This is a genomic window from Streptomyces sp. DH24 (assembly GCF_029813775.1).
Taxonomy (GTDB): domain Bacteria; phylum Actinomycetota; class Actinomycetes; order Streptomycetales; family Streptomycetaceae; genus Streptomyces.
The window spans coordinates 26,609-44,897 of the sequence record NZ_JARVKW010000009.1; the positions used below are offsets into that span (position 1 = coordinate 26,609).

The 18,289-nt window shown below is 73.1% G+C and carries 12 protein-coding genes and 1 pseudogene; 3 read left to right on the forward strand and 10 right to left on the reverse strand.

Annotation, left to right across the window (positions count from 1 at the left end):
- Positions 1–341 precede the first annotated feature (341 nt).
- The 3 genes from QC282_RS09645 to QC282_RS09655 all read right to left on the reverse strand — a co-directional run bounded on the left by QC282_RS09645 (position 342) and on the right by QC282_RS09655 (position 3,514).
- Entirely contained in the window at positions 342–875 is a 534-nt protein-coding gene (locus QC282_RS09645) for a DoxX family protein (RefSeq protein ID WP_279548845.1), read from the reverse strand.
- 318 nt (positions 876–1,193) lie between these two features.
- Entirely contained in the window at positions 1,194–2,474 is a 1,281-nt protein-coding gene (locus tag QC282_RS09650) for a hypothetical protein (protein ID WP_279548846.1), read from the reverse strand.
- A gap of 245 nt (positions 2,475–2,719) precedes the next feature.
- Positions 2,720–3,514, reverse strand: coding sequence for a class II aldolase/adducin family protein (locus QC282_RS09655; protein ID WP_279548847.1), 795 nt, complete (start codon positions 3,512–3,514; stop codon positions 2,720–2,722).
- A 150-nt stretch (positions 3,515–3,664) separates the two neighbouring features.
- Here QC282_RS09655 and QC282_RS09660 point away from each other — a divergent pair, with 150 nt between their 5' ends.
- On the forward strand, positions 3,665–4,177 hold the full coding sequence (locus QC282_RS09660) for a pyridoxamine 5'-phosphate oxidase family protein (protein WP_279548848.1): 513 nt from the start codon (positions 3,665–3,667) through the stop codon (positions 4,175–4,177).
- Positions 4,178–4,201: 24 nt separating this feature from the next.
- Here QC282_RS09660 and guaA read toward each other — a convergent pair whose 3' ends face one another.
- Positions 4,202–5,782, reverse strand: coding sequence for a glutamine-hydrolyzing GMP synthase (guaA, locus tag QC282_RS09665; protein ID WP_279548849.1), 1,581 nt, complete (start codon positions 5,780–5,782; stop codon positions 4,202–4,204).
- Positions 5,783–6,071: 289 nt separating this feature from the next.
- Here guaA and QC282_RS09670 point away from each other — a divergent pair, with 289 nt between their 5' ends.
- Together QC282_RS09670 and QC282_RS09675 are read left to right on the forward strand one after the other, a co-directional pair.
- Positions 6,072–6,371: a chorismate mutase gene (locus QC282_RS09670; RefSeq protein ID WP_279548850.1), complete on the forward strand. Its 300-nt coding sequence runs from the start codon at positions 6,072–6,074 to the stop codon at positions 6,369–6,371.
- 646 nt (positions 6,372–7,017) lie between these two features.
- Positions 7,018–8,010, forward strand: a complete 993-nt coding sequence (locus QC282_RS09675; protein ID WP_279548851.1) for an LAETG motif-containing sortase-dependent surface protein — start codon at positions 7,018–7,020, stop codon at positions 8,008–8,010.
- A gap of 120 nt (positions 8,011–8,130) precedes the next feature.
- On the opposite strand, the gene QC282_RS09680 is transcribed toward QC282_RS09675, so the two are convergent.
- The 6 genes and pseudogenes from QC282_RS09680 to QC282_RS09705 all read right to left on the reverse strand — a co-directional run bounded on the left by QC282_RS09680 (position 8,131) and on the right by QC282_RS09705 (position 18,226).
- Positions 8,131–9,942, reverse strand: coding sequence for a GMC family oxidoreductase (locus QC282_RS09680; RefSeq protein WP_279548852.1), 1,812 nt, complete (start codon positions 9,940–9,942; stop codon positions 8,131–8,133).
- A gap of 57 nt (positions 9,943–9,999) precedes the next feature.
- On the reverse strand, positions 10,000–11,616 hold the full coding sequence (locus QC282_RS09685) for a succinic semialdehyde dehydrogenase (RefSeq protein ID WP_279548853.1): 1,617 nt from the start codon (positions 11,614–11,616) through the stop codon (positions 10,000–10,002).
- A gap of 127 nt (positions 11,617–11,743) precedes the next feature.
- Complete coding sequence (locus QC282_RS09690) at positions 11,744–13,333, reverse strand: serine/threonine-protein kinase (protein WP_279548854.1); 1,590 nt, start codon at positions 13,331–13,333, stop codon at positions 11,744–11,746.
- A 61-nt stretch (positions 13,334–13,394) separates the two neighbouring features.
- The gene (locus QC282_RS09695; RefSeq protein WP_279548855.1) at positions 13,395–15,038 is read right to left on the reverse strand and encodes a serine/threonine-protein kinase; all 1,644 of its coding nucleotides are present in this window, start codon (positions 15,036–15,038) and stop codon (positions 13,395–13,397) included.
- Between the two features lie 313 nt (positions 15,039–15,351).
- Positions 15,352–16,425: pseudogene (locus tag QC282_RS09700) on the reverse strand (serine/threonine-protein kinase); the annotation flags it as partial.
- A gap of 94 nt (positions 16,426–16,519) precedes the next feature.
- Positions 16,520–18,226, reverse strand: a complete 1,707-nt coding sequence (locus tag QC282_RS09705) for a serine/threonine-protein kinase (protein ID WP_279548972.1) — start codon at positions 18,224–18,226, stop codon at positions 16,520–16,522.
- Between the last annotated feature and the right edge of the window lie 63 nt (positions 18,227–18,289).

Below are 18,289 nucleotides of genomic sequence, written 5' to 3' on the forward strand. Positions count from 1 at the left end.
GACGACCTGGCGACCCGCCGGGCGGCCGACCGACCGGGTGGTGAGCAACCGCCCGGGCGGCAAGCGACCGGGCGGGCAACCGAGCGACGAGGCCGGCGGGCCAACGCCCGACCGGGCAGCAAGCGACGAGCCGGCGGGCCAGCGCGCGAACCGGGCCAGCGCGCGACCAGGCGGGCGGGCGAGCGACCGCGCCCCGGAGGGCCAGGCCAATCCGGTCAGCCGGAACCGCCCCGCATCGCAGAGAAGCCCGCGATCCCGCGACCGTCGGCGAGGGGGGCGGACGTCGGCGAGGGGGCAGCCGACGGCGAGACGGCGGCCCGCGGCGAGACGGCGGCCGGCGCCTACTGGTACCGGCCCGCCCGCTGCCGTCGCCGTGAGCGCAGGGCCGCGTCGATCGACAGGTAGGGGGCGCCGGCCAGGACGAGAGGGATCCAGGCCATCAGGTAGGCGAGGTCGTTGCCGTAGTAGTACGGGTCGGAGGCCCAGCTCACGGTCAGCCACAGGCTGAGCGAGATCAGCGCGCCGCCGAGGGCCGCGAGGCGGGCGAGCAGGCCGATCAGGATGCCGATGCCGACGACCAGTTCGCCGAGGGCGATGGCGTAGCCGAAGCCGGGCGGGTTCTCCAGCGCCAGGTCGACCAGGGCCGGGACGGCGGAGGAGTCCCGGACGCTGCGCATCAGGTCGCCGACCGATCCGGCGCCCGAGTCCTTCATGAAGGCGCTGTCGGTGAGCTTGTCGAGCCCGGCGTAGACGAACGTGACACCGAGGAACACCCGGAGGGGAAGGAGGGCGTAGTGGGATACCGTGTCCCGCCAACCGCCACGGCCACCGTCGAGGTAGGGGTCGTGTGGGTCCGTCCGCATACCGTGAGTCATCGCCGCCTGCCGCCTCTCACCCGCCGTGCCGGACCCCTCATCAGACGATACGTACACCGGGCCGACCGCGCTCAGTCCCGTGCCGCGGGTTTTTTGCCGCGACCGGCCGGGCGGGGCGCCGGCTCGGTCGTCCCCGGCGTCGTCGTAGGCGCACGGCGCGCGTGTGCCCGGCTCGACGGGGAGGACGTCCGGTTCACCGGAGGCGAGCTCCCGGGCAACTCGACTGACGCCGCCCTGGGTTCCCTTCGGTGCCGCGCCACACGAGCTGCGTACCCCACCGATTCCACGGCGGGCCGGGCCCGAACCCCGGGCGGCGTCTCAGTCGGTCACGTCGATCGTGTACCGGTTGGTCTCCACGCCCGCCGCCGTCACGACCTGGACCTCGCGGCGGCCCGGTTCCACGTCGGCCGGGACCGGGACGGTCAGGAGGGTGTCCGTCGGGTTGCTGAAGCCGCCGGTGACCGGGACCAGCGGGACGTGGACGTGGACGGTGCCGATGCGGACGACCATGCGGGAGAGGCGGTCGGCGGTCTGGGCGCCGGGCGGCACGAAGCCGGCGCCGCGGATCTCGATGTCGTCGCCGGTGCGGATCGGGGCGTCCAGGTCGCCGGCCTCGCGGGAGCGCACGACGGACAGGATCACGGGACGGCCGCCCTCCGCGTACTTGCCGGCGACGTAGGTGGCCGCCGACACCAGCACCAGGACGGCCAGGCCCCACGGCAGGTCGGGCAGCTGGTCCGGGCGGCGGGCGAGCCGTACCGCCGCGAAGGCGAGGGCGACGGCGCCGAGCACGACGTACTGGATGTCGGCGAAGGTGCCGCGACCGGAGTCGTCGGTGAGCAGGTCGGCGGCGCGCGGCCGGTCCGCCCGGACCTTCTGCAGCCGCTGGCCGAGCACCCGCAGGCCGACCACGCGGCGCACCAGGACGGCGATGGCGCACACCACGGCGAGGACGGTCACCACACCGGCGCCACGGGCGAGTTCGAGACCGGCGAGCAGCGCGTCGCGCTCGCGGGGCCCGGAGGCGGCGGCCAGCCGGCCGACCAGGACGAGCACCGCGTACGCCAGGAACAGCACCCACGCGGCGGCCACGGCGCGGGAGGTGGACAGCCGGTTGTCCTCGCCGATCACCGGCGCGAGCGCGCCGCCGCGCGCCCGGTGGAACCAGGAGGCGGCGGTCAGCCCGCCGGCGACCACGACCGCGGCCAGCAGCCCGGCGGTGCGGGCCGCCGTCCAGCCGCCGCCGACGGCGGTGAGGGCCTGGACGAGGAGCAGCAGGACGACCGCTGCCCAGACCACGCACGCGGTGCGGCGCCACAGGCTCGCCAGCCAGGCGTCGCCCTCGGCGCGGCTGCGTTCGGCGATCAGTTCCGCGGACTGGGTGAGTTCCTCCGAGACCCACTGGCGGGAGGCGGACGCCGAGTGGGCGACCGCGGCCGGCAGCCCCTGTCCCGCGGCGAACTCGTCGCGTCTGGCCAGGAATGCGGCGACCGCCCGCCGGTGCCCGGCACGTGCGCCGTGCGGGCAGTCTCCGCAGGTGCAGCCGCCTTTGTGCGCGTCGGCGTGCACGCCGTCCCGCCTCGCCTCCCGCACCGCCACGCCCGATGCCCGCCTTCCCGGTGGTCCGTCACCGGCGACCGCCCGCGACCGGGGTGTCCACCGCCGTACAACTGCCTTGCAACGACAGCGAATTGTGCCCTACGCCACCCCGTACGCGTCCGGCAGGTGTGGTCAGGAAGAGTGAACGTCGCGTCGCCGTGTTGACCCGGTGTTCACGGGCGAGGCGTCCGCGGGCCGAGCGGCCGTACCGCGTGGCTTCGCAACCACCGTCGCCGGGTGGGAGTTCAGCTCAGCAGGTCGGGTTCGCTGCGGCTGATGTCCTGCCACAGCGGCTGGTAGTTGATCCACGCGACCAGGTCCCCGCCGGCCTGTTCGCGGGTGGCCACGGCCGCCTTGTGGTCGATCAGCACCGGCCGGCCGGCCGCCTTCGCGGTCAGCTGCACCTGGCAGGACCGTTCCATCGACAGGAACCACCAGGCCGCCGCGTCCACCGAGTCGCCGACCGTCAGCAGGCCGTGGTTGCGCAGCACGAGCGCCTTGCGGGTGCCGAGCACGTCGGCGATGCGGCGCCCTTCCTCGGCATCGACGGCGACGCCGGAGTAGTCGTCGTAGACGGCGTGGTCCTCGTAGAAGGCGCAGCTCTCCTGCGTGATCGGGTCGAGCAGGTCGCCGAGGGCGGCGACGGCGCGGCCGTGCACCGAGTGGCAGTGGGCGACGGCGACGACGTCGGGGCGGGCGGCGTGGACCTGGGCGTGCACGGTGAACGCGGCCTGGTTGACGTGGTGGCGGCCCTGGATGACCTGGCCGTCGGAGTTGGCGAGCACGAGGTCGCTCACAGTGACGTGCTTGAACGGCATGCCGAACGGGTTGACCCAGAAGCAGTCGGTGAACTCCGGATCCCGGGCGGTGATGTGGCCCGAGACGCCGTCCTCCAATCCGTACCGCCCGAAGATCCTCAGGGCGCCCGCGAGCCGTTCCTTGCGATGCCGGCGCTCGTCCCGGACCGACTCGTGCATCGGCGGCATCGCGAACTGCAACTGGTCCGTGGGCAGCGGCAGGGGCGGGGTGGGCCCGTGCATAAATCCTCCAGCGGTGTTCCGTTCAGGGCCGGAAAATTACCCTCCGTGAGCCGAGGAGGACAGAGGTGTGCTGTGAAGATCGGGCGCAGTCGGGAAAAGTCATGGCGATACCCGACAGAAGATGTCGGGTTTGAGGACCATCCTGGCCGCATGAGCCAGTCGAGCCGGACCTCCCCGGCAGCACAGAAGAACCGGACGGACTGGGCGGCGTTCACCGCCGCCGAACCGGGCCTCGCCCGCACCGTCGAGGAGCGGTTCGCCGCCCACACCCATCACGTCCTCGCGACCCTGCGCAGGGACGGCTCGCCGCGCACCACCGGCCTGGAGGTGCGGTTCCTGAACGGCGAGCTGTGGCTCGGCATGATGCCGGGCTCGCTGAAGGCGCTCGACCTGCGCCGCGACCCGCGCTTCGCGCTCCAGGCGAACCCGGGCGAGGGCACGTCCATGGGCGGCGGCGACGTGCGGATCAGCGGGCGCGCGATCGAGGTCGAGGACGCCGCGACGAAGTCCCGGTACGTGAAAGAGGTGGAACCGCCGGAGCCGTTCCACCTCTTCCGCACCGAGCTGACGGAGGTCGTGAGGACCTACGTGGAGGACGACGAGTACCTCGTCCTCCAGGTCTGGAAGCCCGGTGAGCCGCTTCGCACGGTCAAGCGCACGTAGGGCCCGTCACCCCCCGGCCCGGGATCACTCCCACTCGATGGTGCCCGGCGGCTTGCTCGTCACGTCGAGGACGACGCGGTTGACGTCCTTGACCTCGTTGGTGATCCGCGTGGAGATCTTCGCGAGGACGTCGTACGGCAGGCGCGACCAGTCGGCCGTCATGGCGTCCTCGGAGGAGACCGGGCGCAGCACGATCGGGTGGCCGTAGGTGCGGCCGTCGCCCTGGACGCCGACGCTGCGGACGTCCGCGAGGAGGACCACCGGGCACTGCCAGATGTCGCGGTCGAGCCCGGCCGCCGTCAGCTCCTCGCGGGCGATGGCGTCGGCCTCGCGCAGCAGGTCCAGGCGCTCCTTGGTCACCTCGCCGACGATGCGGATGCCGAGGCCCGGGCCCGGGAAGGGCTGGCGCTGGACGATCTCCTCCGGCAGGCCGAGCTCCTGGCCGACCATGCGGACCTCGTCCTTGAACAGCTGGCGCAGCGGCTCGACGAGCTGGAACTCGAGGTCTTCCGGGAGCCCGCCGACGTTGTGGTGGGACTTGATGTTGGCGGTGCCGGTGCCGCCGCCGGACTCGACGACGTCCGGGTAGAGGGTGCCCTGCACCAGGAAGGCGACCTCGGGGCCCTCGTCCGCGATGATCTCGGCCTGCGCCTGCTCGAAGACCCGGATGAACTCCCGACCGATGATCTTCCGCTTCTCCTCGGGGTCGCTGACCCCGGCGAGCGCCTTGAGGAACCGCTCCTCGGCGTCCACGACCTTCAGCTGCACGCCGGTCGCGGCGACGAAGTCCTTCTCGACCTGCTCGGTCTCGCCCTTGCGCATCAGGCCGTGGTCGACGTACACGCAGGTCAGCTGCGAGCCGATGGCCTTCTGCACGAGGGCCGCGGCGACCGCGGAGTCCACGCCGCCGGACAGGCCGCAGATGGCGCGCTTGTCGCCGACCAGCTCACGGATCGCCGCGACCTGCTCCTCGATCACGTTGCCCGTGGTCCAGGAGGGGGTGAGCCCGGCGCCGCGGTACAGGAAGTGCTCCAGGACCTGCTGGCCGTGTGTGGAGTGCATCACCTCGGGGTGGTACTGCACGCCGTACAGCTTCTTGTCGTCGTTCTCGAAGGCGGCGACCGGGACGACGTCCGTGGACCCGGTGACCGTGAAGCCCTCCGGGGCGGCGGAGCAGGCGTCGCCGTGCGACATCCACACGGCCTGCTCGGCGGGGGTGCCCTCGAAGAGGGTGGACGACGGCCGGGAGACGTGCAGTTCGGTACGGCCGTACTCGCGGGCGCCGGTGTTGTCGACGGTGCCGCCGAGGGTCTGCGCCATCAGCTGGAAGCCGTAGCACATGCCGAAGACGGGGACGCCGGCCTCGAAGATCTCGCGGTCGAGGCGGGGGGCGCCCTCCTCGTACACGGACGACGGGCCGCCGGACAGGATGATGGCCGCCGGGTTCTTGGCGAGCATCTCCGCGACCGGCATGGTGCTCGGCACGATCTCGCTGTAGACCCGGGCCTCACGGACGCGACGGGCGATGAGCTGGGCGTACTGCGCGCCGAAGTCGACGACCAGGACGGTGTCGGGGGCGGCGGCAGCGGGAGTCGCTGATGACACGGGGTGCCTTCCGGCGGTTGGGCGGGGGCTTGTGCTGCCGATTCTACCGAGGTGGGCCGGGTGGCGGTTCCGCGCCGAGTGCGGCGGGCACCGAGTACACTCGCCTCCATGCTCACGCACCAGACCTTCGTCTTCACCTATGGCAACCGGCCCGCCGGCTGCCATGGTCGTGCTGCTTGAGCAACTGACAAGCGACTTCCCAGGCGCCCCGGGCTTCAAGGCCCGGGGCGCCTGGCGTTTTCCGGGACCTGTCACCCGGGGCGCCGCACCTGCGACGAGGAGCCCCGACATGACCACCACGACCACGGCCGCCACCGCCGAGAAGACCGGCGCCCGCACCGACGAGGCCGCCGGCCTGATCACCGGCGCACGCGACCGCATCGACGCGCTCGACGACCGGATCATCGGGCTGATCCAGGAACGGATGGCCGTCTCCGCCGTCATCCAGGAGGCGCGGATCTCCTCCGGCGGGCGGCGCGTGAACCTGTCCCGCGAGATGGAGGTCCTCAGCCACTTCCGCGACGCCCTGGGCAAGCCGGGCACGGCCCTCGCGATGACGCTGCTGGAGCTGTGCCGGGGCAAGATCTGAGCCCGGCGCGGCCGGGCCGCCGCCGGGGTTGTTCCCGGCACAGACGTACGCATCGCCTCTCACCCGTACGGCGCGTGACGCCTCGCGGGCCCCTTCGTTGGTCCCGGTGTCCGTGCCAGCCAGGGGCGGGCCCGAAAGAACCACGCGTGGCTCGCTGGAGCGATGAGACGTACGGATCGTGCCGTGTGTCGTGGGACCTCGCTCCAGGGAAGTGACCGGACGGCAGGGGACAGCAGCCCGGTCACCCAAGAGAACGGCCGGCTCCGGGGACGCCCGGGGCCGGCCGGCGGAACGTCCCACACCGCCACCCCTCACCCTCACAGACCAGCGGCGCACCCCCCCCCCGGCGCCGCTCCCCGGGCACCGGTGCCGCCCTGACGCCGGTGCCGACGGAGGAAGGGCCCCGCGGCCGACGTCCCGCGGGGCCCTTCGCGTGCGCGGGCCGCGTCCGTCACGGGTCCGCGGGGCACGTGACCCGGCTCACATAAGAATTCTGTGAACGCGGGCACAACCATTCACAGGCTTCGCTGATCAAACCTCGTGAATCAAGGGCCACGCGCTCCACACGCGGAGGCCTCCCCGAATGTTGTGCTGTGACGTCGCAGCACGCCGACTTCCCGAGGTCTTCATGAAGCTTCGCCGCGCCATGGCAGCAGCGGCTGCGACCGCAGTGATCGCCCCTGTGGCGCTCCTCGCGGCACCGTCCGCGTACGCGACCGACGACGAGAACACCACGCCGAGCGCCTCGGTCTCCGCCTCGGAGACGGCCGGCGACGACACCTCGTCCACCCCCGCGCCGACCACCTCCGAGTCGACCGGCACGGACGAGGACAAGACCAAGGAGCCGGAGACCGACACCTCCACGAGCGCGTCGGCCAGCGCCTCCGCGTCGGCGAGCACGTCCGCCGCCCCGTCGGCCAGTGTCTCCTCGCCGGCTCCGTCGACGTCCGAGTCGGAGTCCCCCGACCCGGAGCCCTCCATCTGTGAGGACTCCCAGGTCGACGTCAGCATCACGGGCCTGCCGGGCAAGATCTCCGCGGGCAGCGGCTGGCACAAGTTCTCGCTGGACGTGCTCAACTCCTCGGACTCCACCCTGGAGGACCTGGACTTCTTCGCCGGCGCCTCCGCCGACCGGGACGGCGTCGACCTGTTCCGCAGCAAGCAGGTCCAGCTCCAGGCCTGGGACCCGGACAACAAGACGTGGGTCGACCTGGACGAGGACGGCTACGCGGTCGGTTACGTCGGCTACACCGACGTCCTGGAGCCCGACTACGTCGTCAACATCCCGATGCGCCTGAACGTCAAGGCGAGCGCCCCGGTCGGTGCGGGCTTCACGCTCGGCGCGACCATCTACGGCGACGCCGACAACGAGTGCATCGGCTTCGGTGACGTCGCGTACCGCTTCCAGATCGTGGCCGCCGGTACGGACACGGACGGCACCGAGCCGCAGGAAGGCGGCAAGGCGCCCGTCACCGACAAGAAGCCCAGCGGCAACACTCCGGAGGTCACCGGCAGCCTCGCCGAGACCGGCTCCAGCTCCGCGCTGCCCGTGATCAGCCTCGTCGGCGGTGCCGCGGTCGTCGCCGGTGCCGGCGCGATCTTCGTCGTGCGCCGCCGCAAGACCGGTGCCGTCGCGTAACGCGTAGCACGGAACAGAAGAAGGGACCTGCGCTCGGAGGGGGGCGCAGGTCCCTTCTTCTGTTCTTGGGGCCCTTCTGCCTTGGGGCCCTTCTGCCTTGGGGCCCTTCTGCCATGAGCCCTACTGCTTCGGCGGCGCCACCGGCTCCTTCTTCGGCGGCACCACGGGTATCCCCACGAACGGCAGGCGCAGCGCGCCGAACGCCGTGGACGGGACCGCCGGGCTCTTGGGCTCCACCGGCTTCAGACGTTCGTACGCCGCTCCCTGCGCGGGACGCGGGTCCGTCTCGCCCTTGTTCGGCCAGTACGACATGGCCCGCTCGGCCTGTGCCGTGATCGTCAGGGACGGGTTCACACCGAGGTTCGCCGAGACGGCCGCGCCGTCGACGACCGAGATGCCCGGGTGGCCCCACAGGCGGTGGTAGGGGTCGATGACGCCGGTCTCGCGGGACGCGCCGATGGGGCAGCCGCCCAGGAAGTGGGCGGTGAGCGGGGTGCCCATCAGCTCGCCGACGTTGGAGCCCGCGAAGCCGTTGATCTCGGCCGCCAGCGCCGAAGCGCTCTCCGTCGCCGCCCTGATCTGCTTCGGGTTGGGCGAGCCGTGCCCCTGCCGGGCCGTGAGCAGGCCCTTGCCGACGCCCTTCGGCTTCAGGTACGTCGTCAGGGAGTTGTCCAGCGACTGCATCACCAGGCCGATGATGGTGCGCTCCGACCAGCGGCGGTTGGACAGGGAGCGCAGGACCAGCAGCGGGTGCCTGGCCGCGTTCGCCAGCCAGCCGAGGACCCGGGCCGAGCCCTTGCCGCTGTGCGCGTAGGGCACCTGGAGGATCGACAGGCTTCCCATCGAGTTGGAGCCCTTGCCGTAGCGGACCGGCTCGATGTGGGTGTTGGCGTCGGGGTGGATGGACGAGGTGATGGCGACGCCCTGGGTGAAGTCGGCCTTCGGCGCGCCCGTCGCCCTGCGGTAGCGCCGGTCGTCGGTCTGCGCGCCCACCAGGGCCTCGGAGTTGGTGCGGGTCAGGTCGCCCAGCCGGTCCGACAGGTGCTGCAGTTGGCCGCCGGCCTTCATGCGGTGCAGCAGGGTCTGCGTGCCGTAGGTGCCGGCGGCCAGCACGACCTGCCGGGCCGTGAACGTGCGGCCCTTGCCCTTGCGCCGCTCGCCGGTGGGGAGCGTGGCGACGGCGTACCCGCCGCGCGAGTCGTCCGTGACCGACACCACCGTCGTCATGGGGTGGACGACCGCGCCCGCCTTCTCGGCGAGGTACAGGTAGTTCTCGTTCAGGGTGTTCTTCGCGCCGTGCCGGCAGCCGGTCATGCACTCGCCGCACTCGTTGCAGGCGCGGCGGGACGGTCCCGCGCCGCCGAAGTACGGGTCGGGCACCTCCTCGCCGGGCTTCGCGCGCACGGTCTTCCCGGCGTCCTCGCCGTCGCCGAAGAACACGCCGACCGGCGCCATGTGGAAGGTGTCGCCGCAGCCCATCCGCTCGGCCGCCGCCTTCAGATGCACGTCGGACGGCGTCATGGTCGGGTTGAGCCGCACGCCGAGCATGCGCCGCGCCTGGTCGTAGTACGGCCGCAGCTCCTCCTCCCAGTCGGTGATGTCCCGCCACTGCGGGTCCTCGAAGAAGGGCTTCGGCGGTACGTAGAGGGTGTTGGCGTAGTTGAGCGAGCCGCCGCCGACACCGGCGCCCGCCAGGACCATGACGTTGCCCAGCAGATGGATGCGCTGGATGCCGTACATGCCGAGCCTGGGGGCCCACAGGTAGTTCTTCAGGTCCCAGGAGTTCCTCGGGAGTGTCTCGCGGGAGAAGCGGCGGCCCGCCTCCAGCACCCCCACCCGGTAGCCCTTCTCCGTCAGGCGCAGGGCGGTGACGGAACCGCCGAAGCCGGAGCCCACGACGACGACGTCGTAGTCATACATCTCCTGTGACACGTGCTCTCCTCGTTGAGAACCGCCCGAAGTGGCCGAAACGACACGAAAGGCCGGGGTCTAGCGGAAACGGAACGCCTTCATCAGACGCAGGCTGGCGCTCATGAACGCCGCGTACTTCTCGTCGTCCATGCCGAGCGACGGGGCCATCGGCAGCAGCCGCTGGTGGGCGACGGTCTGGGCCTCGGTGAACTTGAGGATGCCCTCCGAGCCGTGCCGGCGGCCGAGACCGGAGTCCTTCATGCCGCCCATCGGCGACTGGACGCTGCCGTAGGCGGGCGCGTAGCCCTCGTTGATGTTGACGGTGCCGGTGCGCAGCCGGGCGGCGACCGCCCTGCCGCGCCGGGCGTCCTTCGTCCACACCGAGGAGTTGAGCCCGTACGGCGTGGCGTTGGCGCGTTCGACCGCCTCGTCCTCGTCGGTGAAGCGGTAGACGGACACGACCGGGCCGAAGGTCTCCTCCGCGCACACGGACATGGACGGCTCGACGCCGTCGAGGATGGTGGGCTCGAAGAAGTACGGGCCGATGTCCGGGCGGGCGACGCCGCCGGCGACGATCTTCGCGCCCCGCGCGACGGCGTCCTCGACGTGCCGCTTGACGGTCTCCAGCTGGCGTTCGCCGACGAGGGAGCCCATGTCGGCGCCGTAGGAGAGGGAGTTGCCGAGCCGCATGGCCTTCGTGCGGGCGGCGAAGCGCTCCAGGAAGGCGTCGGCGACCGACTCGTGGACCAGCAGCCGCTCGATGGAGATGCACAGCTGCCCGGCGGAGGAGAAGCAGGCGCGCACGGCACCGGCCGCGGCCTTCTCGATGTCGGCGTCGGCCAGCACCAGCATGGCGTTCTTGCCGCCGAGTTCGAGGGAGACGCCGACCAGGCGGGCGGCGGCGCGCTCGGCGACCTCGCGTCCGGTGCGGGTGGAGCCGGTGAAGGAGACGTAGTCGGCGTGCGCGACGACTTCGGGGCCCACGACCGGGCCGTCGCCGAGGACGACCTGGAACACCTCGGCGGGCAGCCCGGCCTCGACGAGCAGGTCACGGGCCCACAGGGCGGTCAGGCAGGTCTCGGTGTCGGGCTTCATCACGACCGCGTTGCCCGCGACGAACGCCGGGAGCGCGTCGCCGACGGACAGCTCCAGCGGGTAGTTCCAGGGGGCGATCTGGCCGACGACGCCGCGCGGGTGGCGCAGTTCGGTGACCTTGGTGAGGGTCGGTACGGCGCCGGTGTGCCGCTTGGGGCGCAGGTACGCGGGGGCCTTGCGGCCGTAGTGCCGGGCGGCGACCGCGACGGCCTGGACCTCCTCGTGGGCGTGCAGGCGGGCCTTGCCGGTCTCCAGCTGGATCAGGTCGAGGACCTCGGCCTGGCGCTCCAGCAGCAGGTCGTGGAAGCGCAGCAGGACGGCGGCGCGCCGGCGCACGGGCACCCGCTCCCAGACCGCCTGTGCGGCGCGGGCGGCCTCGAAGGCCTTCGCCACGTCCTCGGGGGTCGACTCGGGCAGGTCGGCCAGCTTCTCCCCGGTGAACGGCGTGTGGTTGGCGGTACTGCCGGACCCGGCCACGCCCTTGACGAGCTGGGCGACCAGCTCGGGCGTGACCACGTCCGCGGCGGTCCTGGCGCCCGCCGGGGCGGGGGCGAGGGGGTTCGTGGTGCCGGTCTCTTCGAGGGCCTGCGCGTCCGTCATGGGCGGCAGAGTATGCCGGACCGACCGGTTTGTGTACCCGTCGGTAACAGGGATTCACGGACCGCTCACACGGCGCCAGTGATCGCTGGCAACAAATGCCCTGATCAGGGTGTTGTGCGGTCGGAAATCAGTGGCTTCCGAACCGGATACGGTCGCGGGCGCCCCGGAACACCGCCGCGCCCTCCTTCTCCTCCTCGGTGCCCCTGGGCATGTCGACGCGCAGTTCGTACAGGCGGCCGTCGCCGGTGCGGACGACCGCCTGCATGATGCGCCGGGGGCGGGTGTCCGGGCCGCAGGTCGTGTCGGCGATGACGGCCTCGTGGCCCCGGACGCTGGTGCGGGTGTACCGGGTCCGCGCGTCGCCGTCGTGGCCGTCCCGGGCGCGGTGCGCCTCGCGGGCCTGCTCCAGCGGGGTGCGGGGCGCGCGGTCCCACTGGGAGAGGCGGACCCGCACGGCGCCGCCGCGCTCGTCGTGGTAGCGCGCGACACGGGGCTGTTCCGTGGCGCTGCCGTCGGTGCCGGCCGCGTGGTAGGGGCTCGGCAGGGAGAGGGTGGCGTCCATGCCCTCGGCCCGGTGCGCGGTCCAGGTGGCCCCGCCGGTGGCGGGACCGGCCGGCGTCCGCTCGGCGGCGGTTCCGCTGCCGGGGCCGCCGACGAGGGTGGCGGACCACAGGCCGGCCAGGAGTAACAGGCCGCCGAGCAGGGCGAAGGGCGTGGTGCGGAACAGGCGACGGCGACGGGAGACGGGGGCGGGCGCGGGCGCGGGCGGGCTGCCGCCATCGGCCCGCGCGGCCTCCTCGAAAGCCTCCGTCGCAACCGGCTCATGAGGTTCCGTCGGCTCGACATCGTCGCCCGCCTCCGGTCCGGCCACCGTTTCCAGGACCTTGCCGACCTCGTCCGCGTCGGGCCGCCGCTCGGGCTCCCTCACCAGCAGCCGGGCTATCAACGGCCCGAGCGGCCCGGCGTTTTCCGGCTCGGGCGGGTCACAGGCGAGGATCGCGGCGAGCGTGGCCTCCGGTGACGTACGGCGGAACGGGGACGAGCCCTCGACCGCGGCGTACAGCAGGGCGCCGAGGGACCACAGGTCGGAGGCCGGGCCCGCGGTCCGGTCGGACATGCACTCGGGCGCGACGTACTCCAGCGACCCGGCGAACTCCCCTGCGCCTGCGGCGGATGCGGCGGAGTCCTCGCCGTGCACGGGCGCGACGCCGAAGTCGGTGAGGACGACGCGGCGCTGCGGTCCGAGCAGCACATTGGCCGGTTTCACATCCCGGTGGACGATGCCGACGGCGTGCCCGGCACGCAGGGCGCCGAGGACGGCGAGGCCAATGCGGGCGGCCTCGGGGGCGTCGACCGGGCCGCGGCGCAGCACCTCGCGCAGGGACTCGCCCGGGACCAACTCCATGACGATCCACGGGAGTCCGTCCGGGCCGTCGCCGTCCTCCACGACCACGTCGTGGATGGTGACGGCGGCGGGGTGGTCGACCCGGGCGGCGGCGCGGGCCTCGCGGTACAGCCGGTGGGCGGCGCGCCGGTGGGTCTCCTCCTCCGGGTCGCCGGGCAACCGGGGCTCCTTGACGGCGACTTCACGGCCGACGAGCTCGTCACGGGCCCGCCACACGGTGCCCAGACCGCCGGAGCCGATCCGCTCGGCCAGCCGGTAACGCCCGGCCACCAGCCGTCCCTCGACGCCCGTCCCGTCCCCGTCGTTGCTCATGCCCCATCAGTACCGCGCGGGGCACCCGCTTGTCGACGCGCGGGCGTGCCGCCCGGACGGGTCAGAGCTTGTGGATGTCCAGGTTCGCGATGGACGTCTTCGCCACCTCGCGGCCCCGCTCGGTGAAGTCGCCCTTGCCCGGGTAGCTGATGGTCAGCTTGTACATGTTCCCGCCGGAGTCCTTGTAGTAGAAGATCTTCAGCTCGCGGGGCAGGGGGTTGTCACTGTCGTCCGTCTCGTACTTGACCGTGCTTTGAGCGGCCTTCTTCCCCTGGTACGTGGTTTCCTGCGTCACCGTCTCCGGGTCCTCGGGCATGTCGAGCTCGTACTCGCCCCTGTCCTTGAACGTGGCCTCGTCCTCGTACATCTCGGCGGCGGCCGACTCCGCGATGTTGCCGGCGGTGTCCTCGGACTTCTTGTCCAGGGCCAGGCCGATCCAGAGGCTGCCGCTCGGGTCGGAGTAGCGGACCCAGCGGCCGTCGCTCGACTGCTCGGGCACGCGCCGCAGATAGTGGGCGGGCACGGCCAGGCTCGCGCCGAGGGCCCTCTCCTCCTTGGTCTTCCACTCGTCCGGGAGGGGCCCCGCGAACGGGTCCGCGACCACCAGGTACGCCGCCACCGCCGCGGCGACGACCGCGGCACCGAGGCCGATCAGCGTCCTGCGGCCGACGCGGATGCCGGGGCCGTCCGCGCCGCCGTGGCCGGCGACCGTCACGAACTGGGTGGGCGCCGGGGCGGGCGGGTTCGCCGCCGCTTCCAGCAGGGCCCGCACCCGGGCCGCGCCGGGACGGCGGGCGGGGTCCTTCTGCAGCAGGCCGGTGATGGCCTCGGCGAGCGGGCCCTGTGCGGCGGCGGGCGCCGCGGGTGTGGCGTTGAGGACCGACTGGAGCGTGGCCGGCGTGTTGCTGCGGCGGAACGGGGAAACGCCCTCCGTCGCCGCGTACAGCACGACGCCGAGCGACCACAGGTCCGAGGCGGGGCCCGGGCGCTGGCCCAGCACCCGCTCGGGCGCGATGTACTCGGGGGAGCCGACGAAGCCGCCGGTGTCCGTCAGGTTCGTCTCGCCCTCGATCTGGGCGATGCCGAAGTCGGTCAGGACGACCCGGTCGTGGCGGCCGAGCATCACGTTGTCCGGCTTCACGTCCCGGTGCAGGATGCCCGCCGCGTGCGCCGCCTCCAGCGCCCCGAGGACCTCCAGGCCGATCCGGGCGGCCTCGCGGGCGCTCAGCGTGCCCTCCTGGAGGGCGTCGCCCAGCGAGCGGCCCTGCACCAGCTCCATCACGATCCACGGCCGGCCCTCGACCACGGCCACGTCGTGCACGTTGACCACGGCCGGGTGGTCGAGCCGCGCGGCGGCCCGGGCCTCGCGGCGCATCCGCTCGAAGACGTTGGCGCGTTCACGTTCCGGAAGGTGGTCCGGGACGCGCGGCTCCTTGACGGCGACCTCACGGTCCACGGTCTCGTCCTTGGCCCGCCACACGGTACCCATGCCGCCGTGCCCGAGCTTCGCGAGCACCCGGTAGCGACCGCCGATGAGCCGCCCGGTGCCCGGGTCGGGCGCGGGCTGCGGGCGGGGCGGGACGACCTGGGTGTGCGCCGCGTACGGGTTGTTCGGGTGCGGCACCGCCGCCTGCGGGTTCGGCGGTTGCAGACCGAAACTCGTGGGCTCGTCGGACCCGTAGTGGGCTCCCCCGTTGTTGCTCATGGCTCCATCCATATCGCGCCGGGCGCCCGCGTATCCACCTGCGGCGGCGGGTGGTCACGGAGTCGTGACGCGGGGTGGGGCTTATCTCCCGTTTATGCGCGTACGGCCGAAGCGGGCCGCGTCAGGGCCGTCGTCAGGACCCGGCGTCGGTGACCGGGGACGCCGGGGCGGTGGTGACGGGGGACGCCGGGGCGTCCGGGCCGGTCTCGGCGGCCGGGGAGGCCGGATCGCCCGCGGCGGCCGGGGACGCCGCGCTGCCGCTGGTCGTCGGGGGTGCCGTGCGCGTCACCGTCACCGTGGCCGTCGGAGTGGCCGTCGGAGTGGCCGTCGGGGTCGGCGTGGCGGTGCGGGTGGCCGGGCCCGGCGCCGGGCTGGTCGGCGCGCCGCCCCCGTCGCCGTCCCGGTGTATCAGCAGCGCCGCCGCGGACAGGCCCGCCCCGGCCGTCGCGGCGACCAGCAGCGCGGCCACCAGCACGCTCCGTCTGTGACGCCGCCGCTTCCCCGTCCCGCTCGGCACCCGGGTGGGCGTGCCGTCGGCCGGGACCGCGGGCATCCGGCCGGTCTCCCGGAACGCCCGCAGCATCCACTCGGCCTGCGCCGCGCCCAGCCGCCGTTCCGGATCGCGCTCCAGCAGTCCCCGCACCACGGGCAGGATCGGCGCGGCCTGCTCGGGCGGGCTGATCTCGCCCGACACCACGGCGTGCAGCACACCGCCCAGCGAGTCGCGGTGGAACGGCGATTCACCGCTCAGGGCCGCGCACAGCAACACACCCAGCGACCACAGATCGGACGCGGGCCCGGTCCTGACCCCGGCGATCCGCTCCGGCGGCGTGTACTCGGGCGAGCCGACGAAGGAGCCGCTCTCGGTGAGCGTGCTGGCGCCCGGGACCTGGGCGATGCCGAAGTCGGAAAGGACGACCCGGTCGGTGCCGTCCTCCAGCAGGACGTTCGCCGGTTTGAGGTCCCGGTGCAGCACACCGGCCTCGTGCGCGGTGCGCAACGCGCTCAGCAGGGCGATGCCGATCCGCGCGGCCTCGGCGGCGTCGACCGGGCCGCGCGCGGCGACACGGTCGGCGAGCGTGGCGCCGTCGATCAGCTCCATGACGATGTACGGGCGTTCGTCGTCCTCGACGACGTCGTGCACGACGACGATGTGCGGATGGTGCAACTGGGCGACCGCGCGGGCCTCGCGCAGCGTACGGTCGCGCTGCCGCCGTGCCTCCTCCGCGGTGAGCGTGTCGTCGAAGGGGAGCTCCTTGACGGCGACACGCCGGCCGAGCAACTGGTCGGTGGCCCGCCACACCACGCCCATGCCGCCACGCCCGAGCTTCGCCTCAAGCCGGTACCGTCCCGCGACGATCCGGGCGCCGGCCCCCTCGGTCCCCATGAGCCCATCATGCCCCACCGGACGCACACCCTCCGGGTGCCGAACCGCAGGTGGCCGACAACCGACGCCGCCGAACCGGCCGTTCCGGCGTCTCTCAGGACGTTCCGGGCCGCCATCCCTGGAGCACCGACGTGAACTGTCTGCGGGCCGTCGGCCAGTCGGCGGCGGGCGCCGACATGTAGAGCGCGTACTCGGTGCCGTCCCGGGCGACGTACGTCTCCTCGATCGCGCGCCGCGGCCCCGGGAACGGCGTGTCCTTGGCCTGCGCGGTCCAGGTGTACTCCCACAGGGAGCCGGGCCGGTCGCGGTAGACGTTCTCCCTGAGGGTCACGCGCCGGTAGTCGACGAGCCGCTGCAACTGCTGTTCCAGGTCGAGCTGGTGGGCGTGCGGGTCGGCGAAGTCCGGCGAGGCGTCCACGGCGATGCGCAGGAAGTGCTCGCCGCCGTCCGGGGTGTAGTCGATCTGCCTGATCCCGCCCGCCGTGTCGAAGACCTGGCGTTTCCAGCCCTTGGGCAGGTAGAGGCTGAATCCGGCCGGGTCGTCCCGGCGGACCCACGAGGCGGGCACGCCGCCCTCCGGGCGCGGCGACGTCGAGGCGCTGGGGCTCGGCGTCGGCGATTCGGTCGTCCCGTTGCCCGTCGTGCGGCCCTCGTCCCACTGCTGGAGCACCACGGCGGTGCCGCCGCCGAAGAGGGCGGCGAGGACGACGACCAGGGCCACGGTGCGCAGCCGGCGCCGCCCCGCCGCGGTACGGCCGGTGTGCCCGTGCCCCGTCGCGGGCGGTCCGACCCGGGTGGGTCCGGTCGCGGCCCCGTACCCCGCGCCGCCTGCCGCCCCGTACGTCCCGCCGTACACCCCGCCGGCCGTCGCGCCGTACGCGGCACCGCTTCCCGACGGGTACGACGGCCCGTACGGCGCCCCGGTCGCCGGTGCCGCGCCGGGACCGCCGTACTGCGTCGGCACGTACGCCTCCGCCCCGTTCGGGCGCCGTCCCTCCGCCGCCTCGACGAGCATCTGCTCGGTGGCCGACGCGTCGGGGCGAGTGGCCGGCTCCTTGCGCAGCAGAGCCGTGATGACGGGCTGGAGCGGGCCCGCGTACCGCGTCTCGGCCGGCTCCTCGTCCACGACCGCCTGCATGGTGCTCAGCGGTGAGGTGCGGCGGAACGGCGACCTGCCCTCCACCGCCGTGTAGAGCGTCGCGCCGAGCGCCCACAGGTCGGAGGCGGAACCGGGGTCGTGGCCGCGCACCCGCTCGGGCGCCAGGTAGTCGACCGAGCCGACCACCTCGCCGGTCCGCGTGATCGTGGTGTCGCCCTCGATCTGGGCGATGCCGAAGTCGGTGAGCAGGACCCGCCCGTCGTGCCCGAGGAGAACGTTGCCGGGCTTCACGTCGCGGTGCAGGACACCGGCGGTGTGCGCGGCGCGCAGGGCACGCAGCACCCACAGGCCGATGCGGGCCGCCTCGCGCGGCTCCAGGCGGCCCTCCTGCGTGACGGCGTCGGCCAGCGAGCGGCCCTCGACCAGCTCCATCACGATCCAGGGCCGGCCGTCGTGTTCGAGCACGTCGTGGACGGTGACGACGGCCGAGTGGTTGATGCGCGCGGCGGCCCGCGCCTCGGCCCTGGTGCGGGCCAGCAGGATGCCCTGGTCGCTCTCGGACACGTAGAGGGCGGCGGTCAGTTCCTTGACGGCGACGGACCGGTTCAGCACCTCGTCGTGGGCGCGCCACACCCGGCCCATGCCACCGCTGCCGATGGAGTCGCCGAGTCGGTAGCGGCCCGCGAGGAGCAGGCCCTGCATCTGATTCACGTTTCCCCGCAATGCTTTTGACAGGGTCAGCGTAGGGACGGGCCCGCGCCCTGG

Excerpts from the sequence above, each read along its gene's own strand:
- QC282_RS09655 (WP_279548847.1), bottom strand. The coding sequence starts at position 3,514 with ATGCACGGGCCCACCCCGCCCCTGCCGCTGCCCACGGACCAGTTGCAG.
- QC282_RS09670 (WP_279548850.1), top strand. The coding sequence starts at position 6,072 with ATGACCACCACGACCACGGCCGCCACCGCCGAGAAGACCGGCGCCCGC.
- QC282_RS09645 (WP_279548845.1), bottom strand. The coding sequence starts at position 875 with ATGACTCACGGTATGCGGACGGACCCACACGACCCCTACCTCGACGGT.
- QC282_RS09660 (WP_279548848.1), top strand. The coding sequence starts at position 3,665 with ATGAGCCAGTCGAGCCGGACCTCCCCGGCAGCACAGAAGAACCGGACG.
- QC282_RS09705 (WP_279548972.1), bottom strand. The coding sequence starts at position 18,226 with ATGCAGGGCCTGCTCCTCGCGGGCCGCTACCGACTCGGCGACTCCATC.
- QC282_RS09685 (WP_279548853.1), bottom strand. The coding sequence starts at position 11,616 with ATGACGGACGCGCAGGCCCTCGAAGAGACCGGCACCACGAACCCCCTC.
- QC282_RS09690 (WP_279548854.1), bottom strand. The coding sequence starts at position 13,333 with ATGAGCAACGACGGGGACGGGACGGGCGTCGAGGGACGGCTGGTGGCC.
- QC282_RS09675 (WP_279548851.1), top strand. The coding sequence starts at position 7,018 with ATGGCAGCAGCGGCTGCGACCGCAGTGATCGCCCCTGTGGCGCTCCTC.
- QC282_RS09695 (WP_279548855.1), bottom strand. The coding sequence starts at position 15,038 with ATGAGCAACAACGGGGGAGCCCACTACGGGTCCGACGAGCCCACGAGT.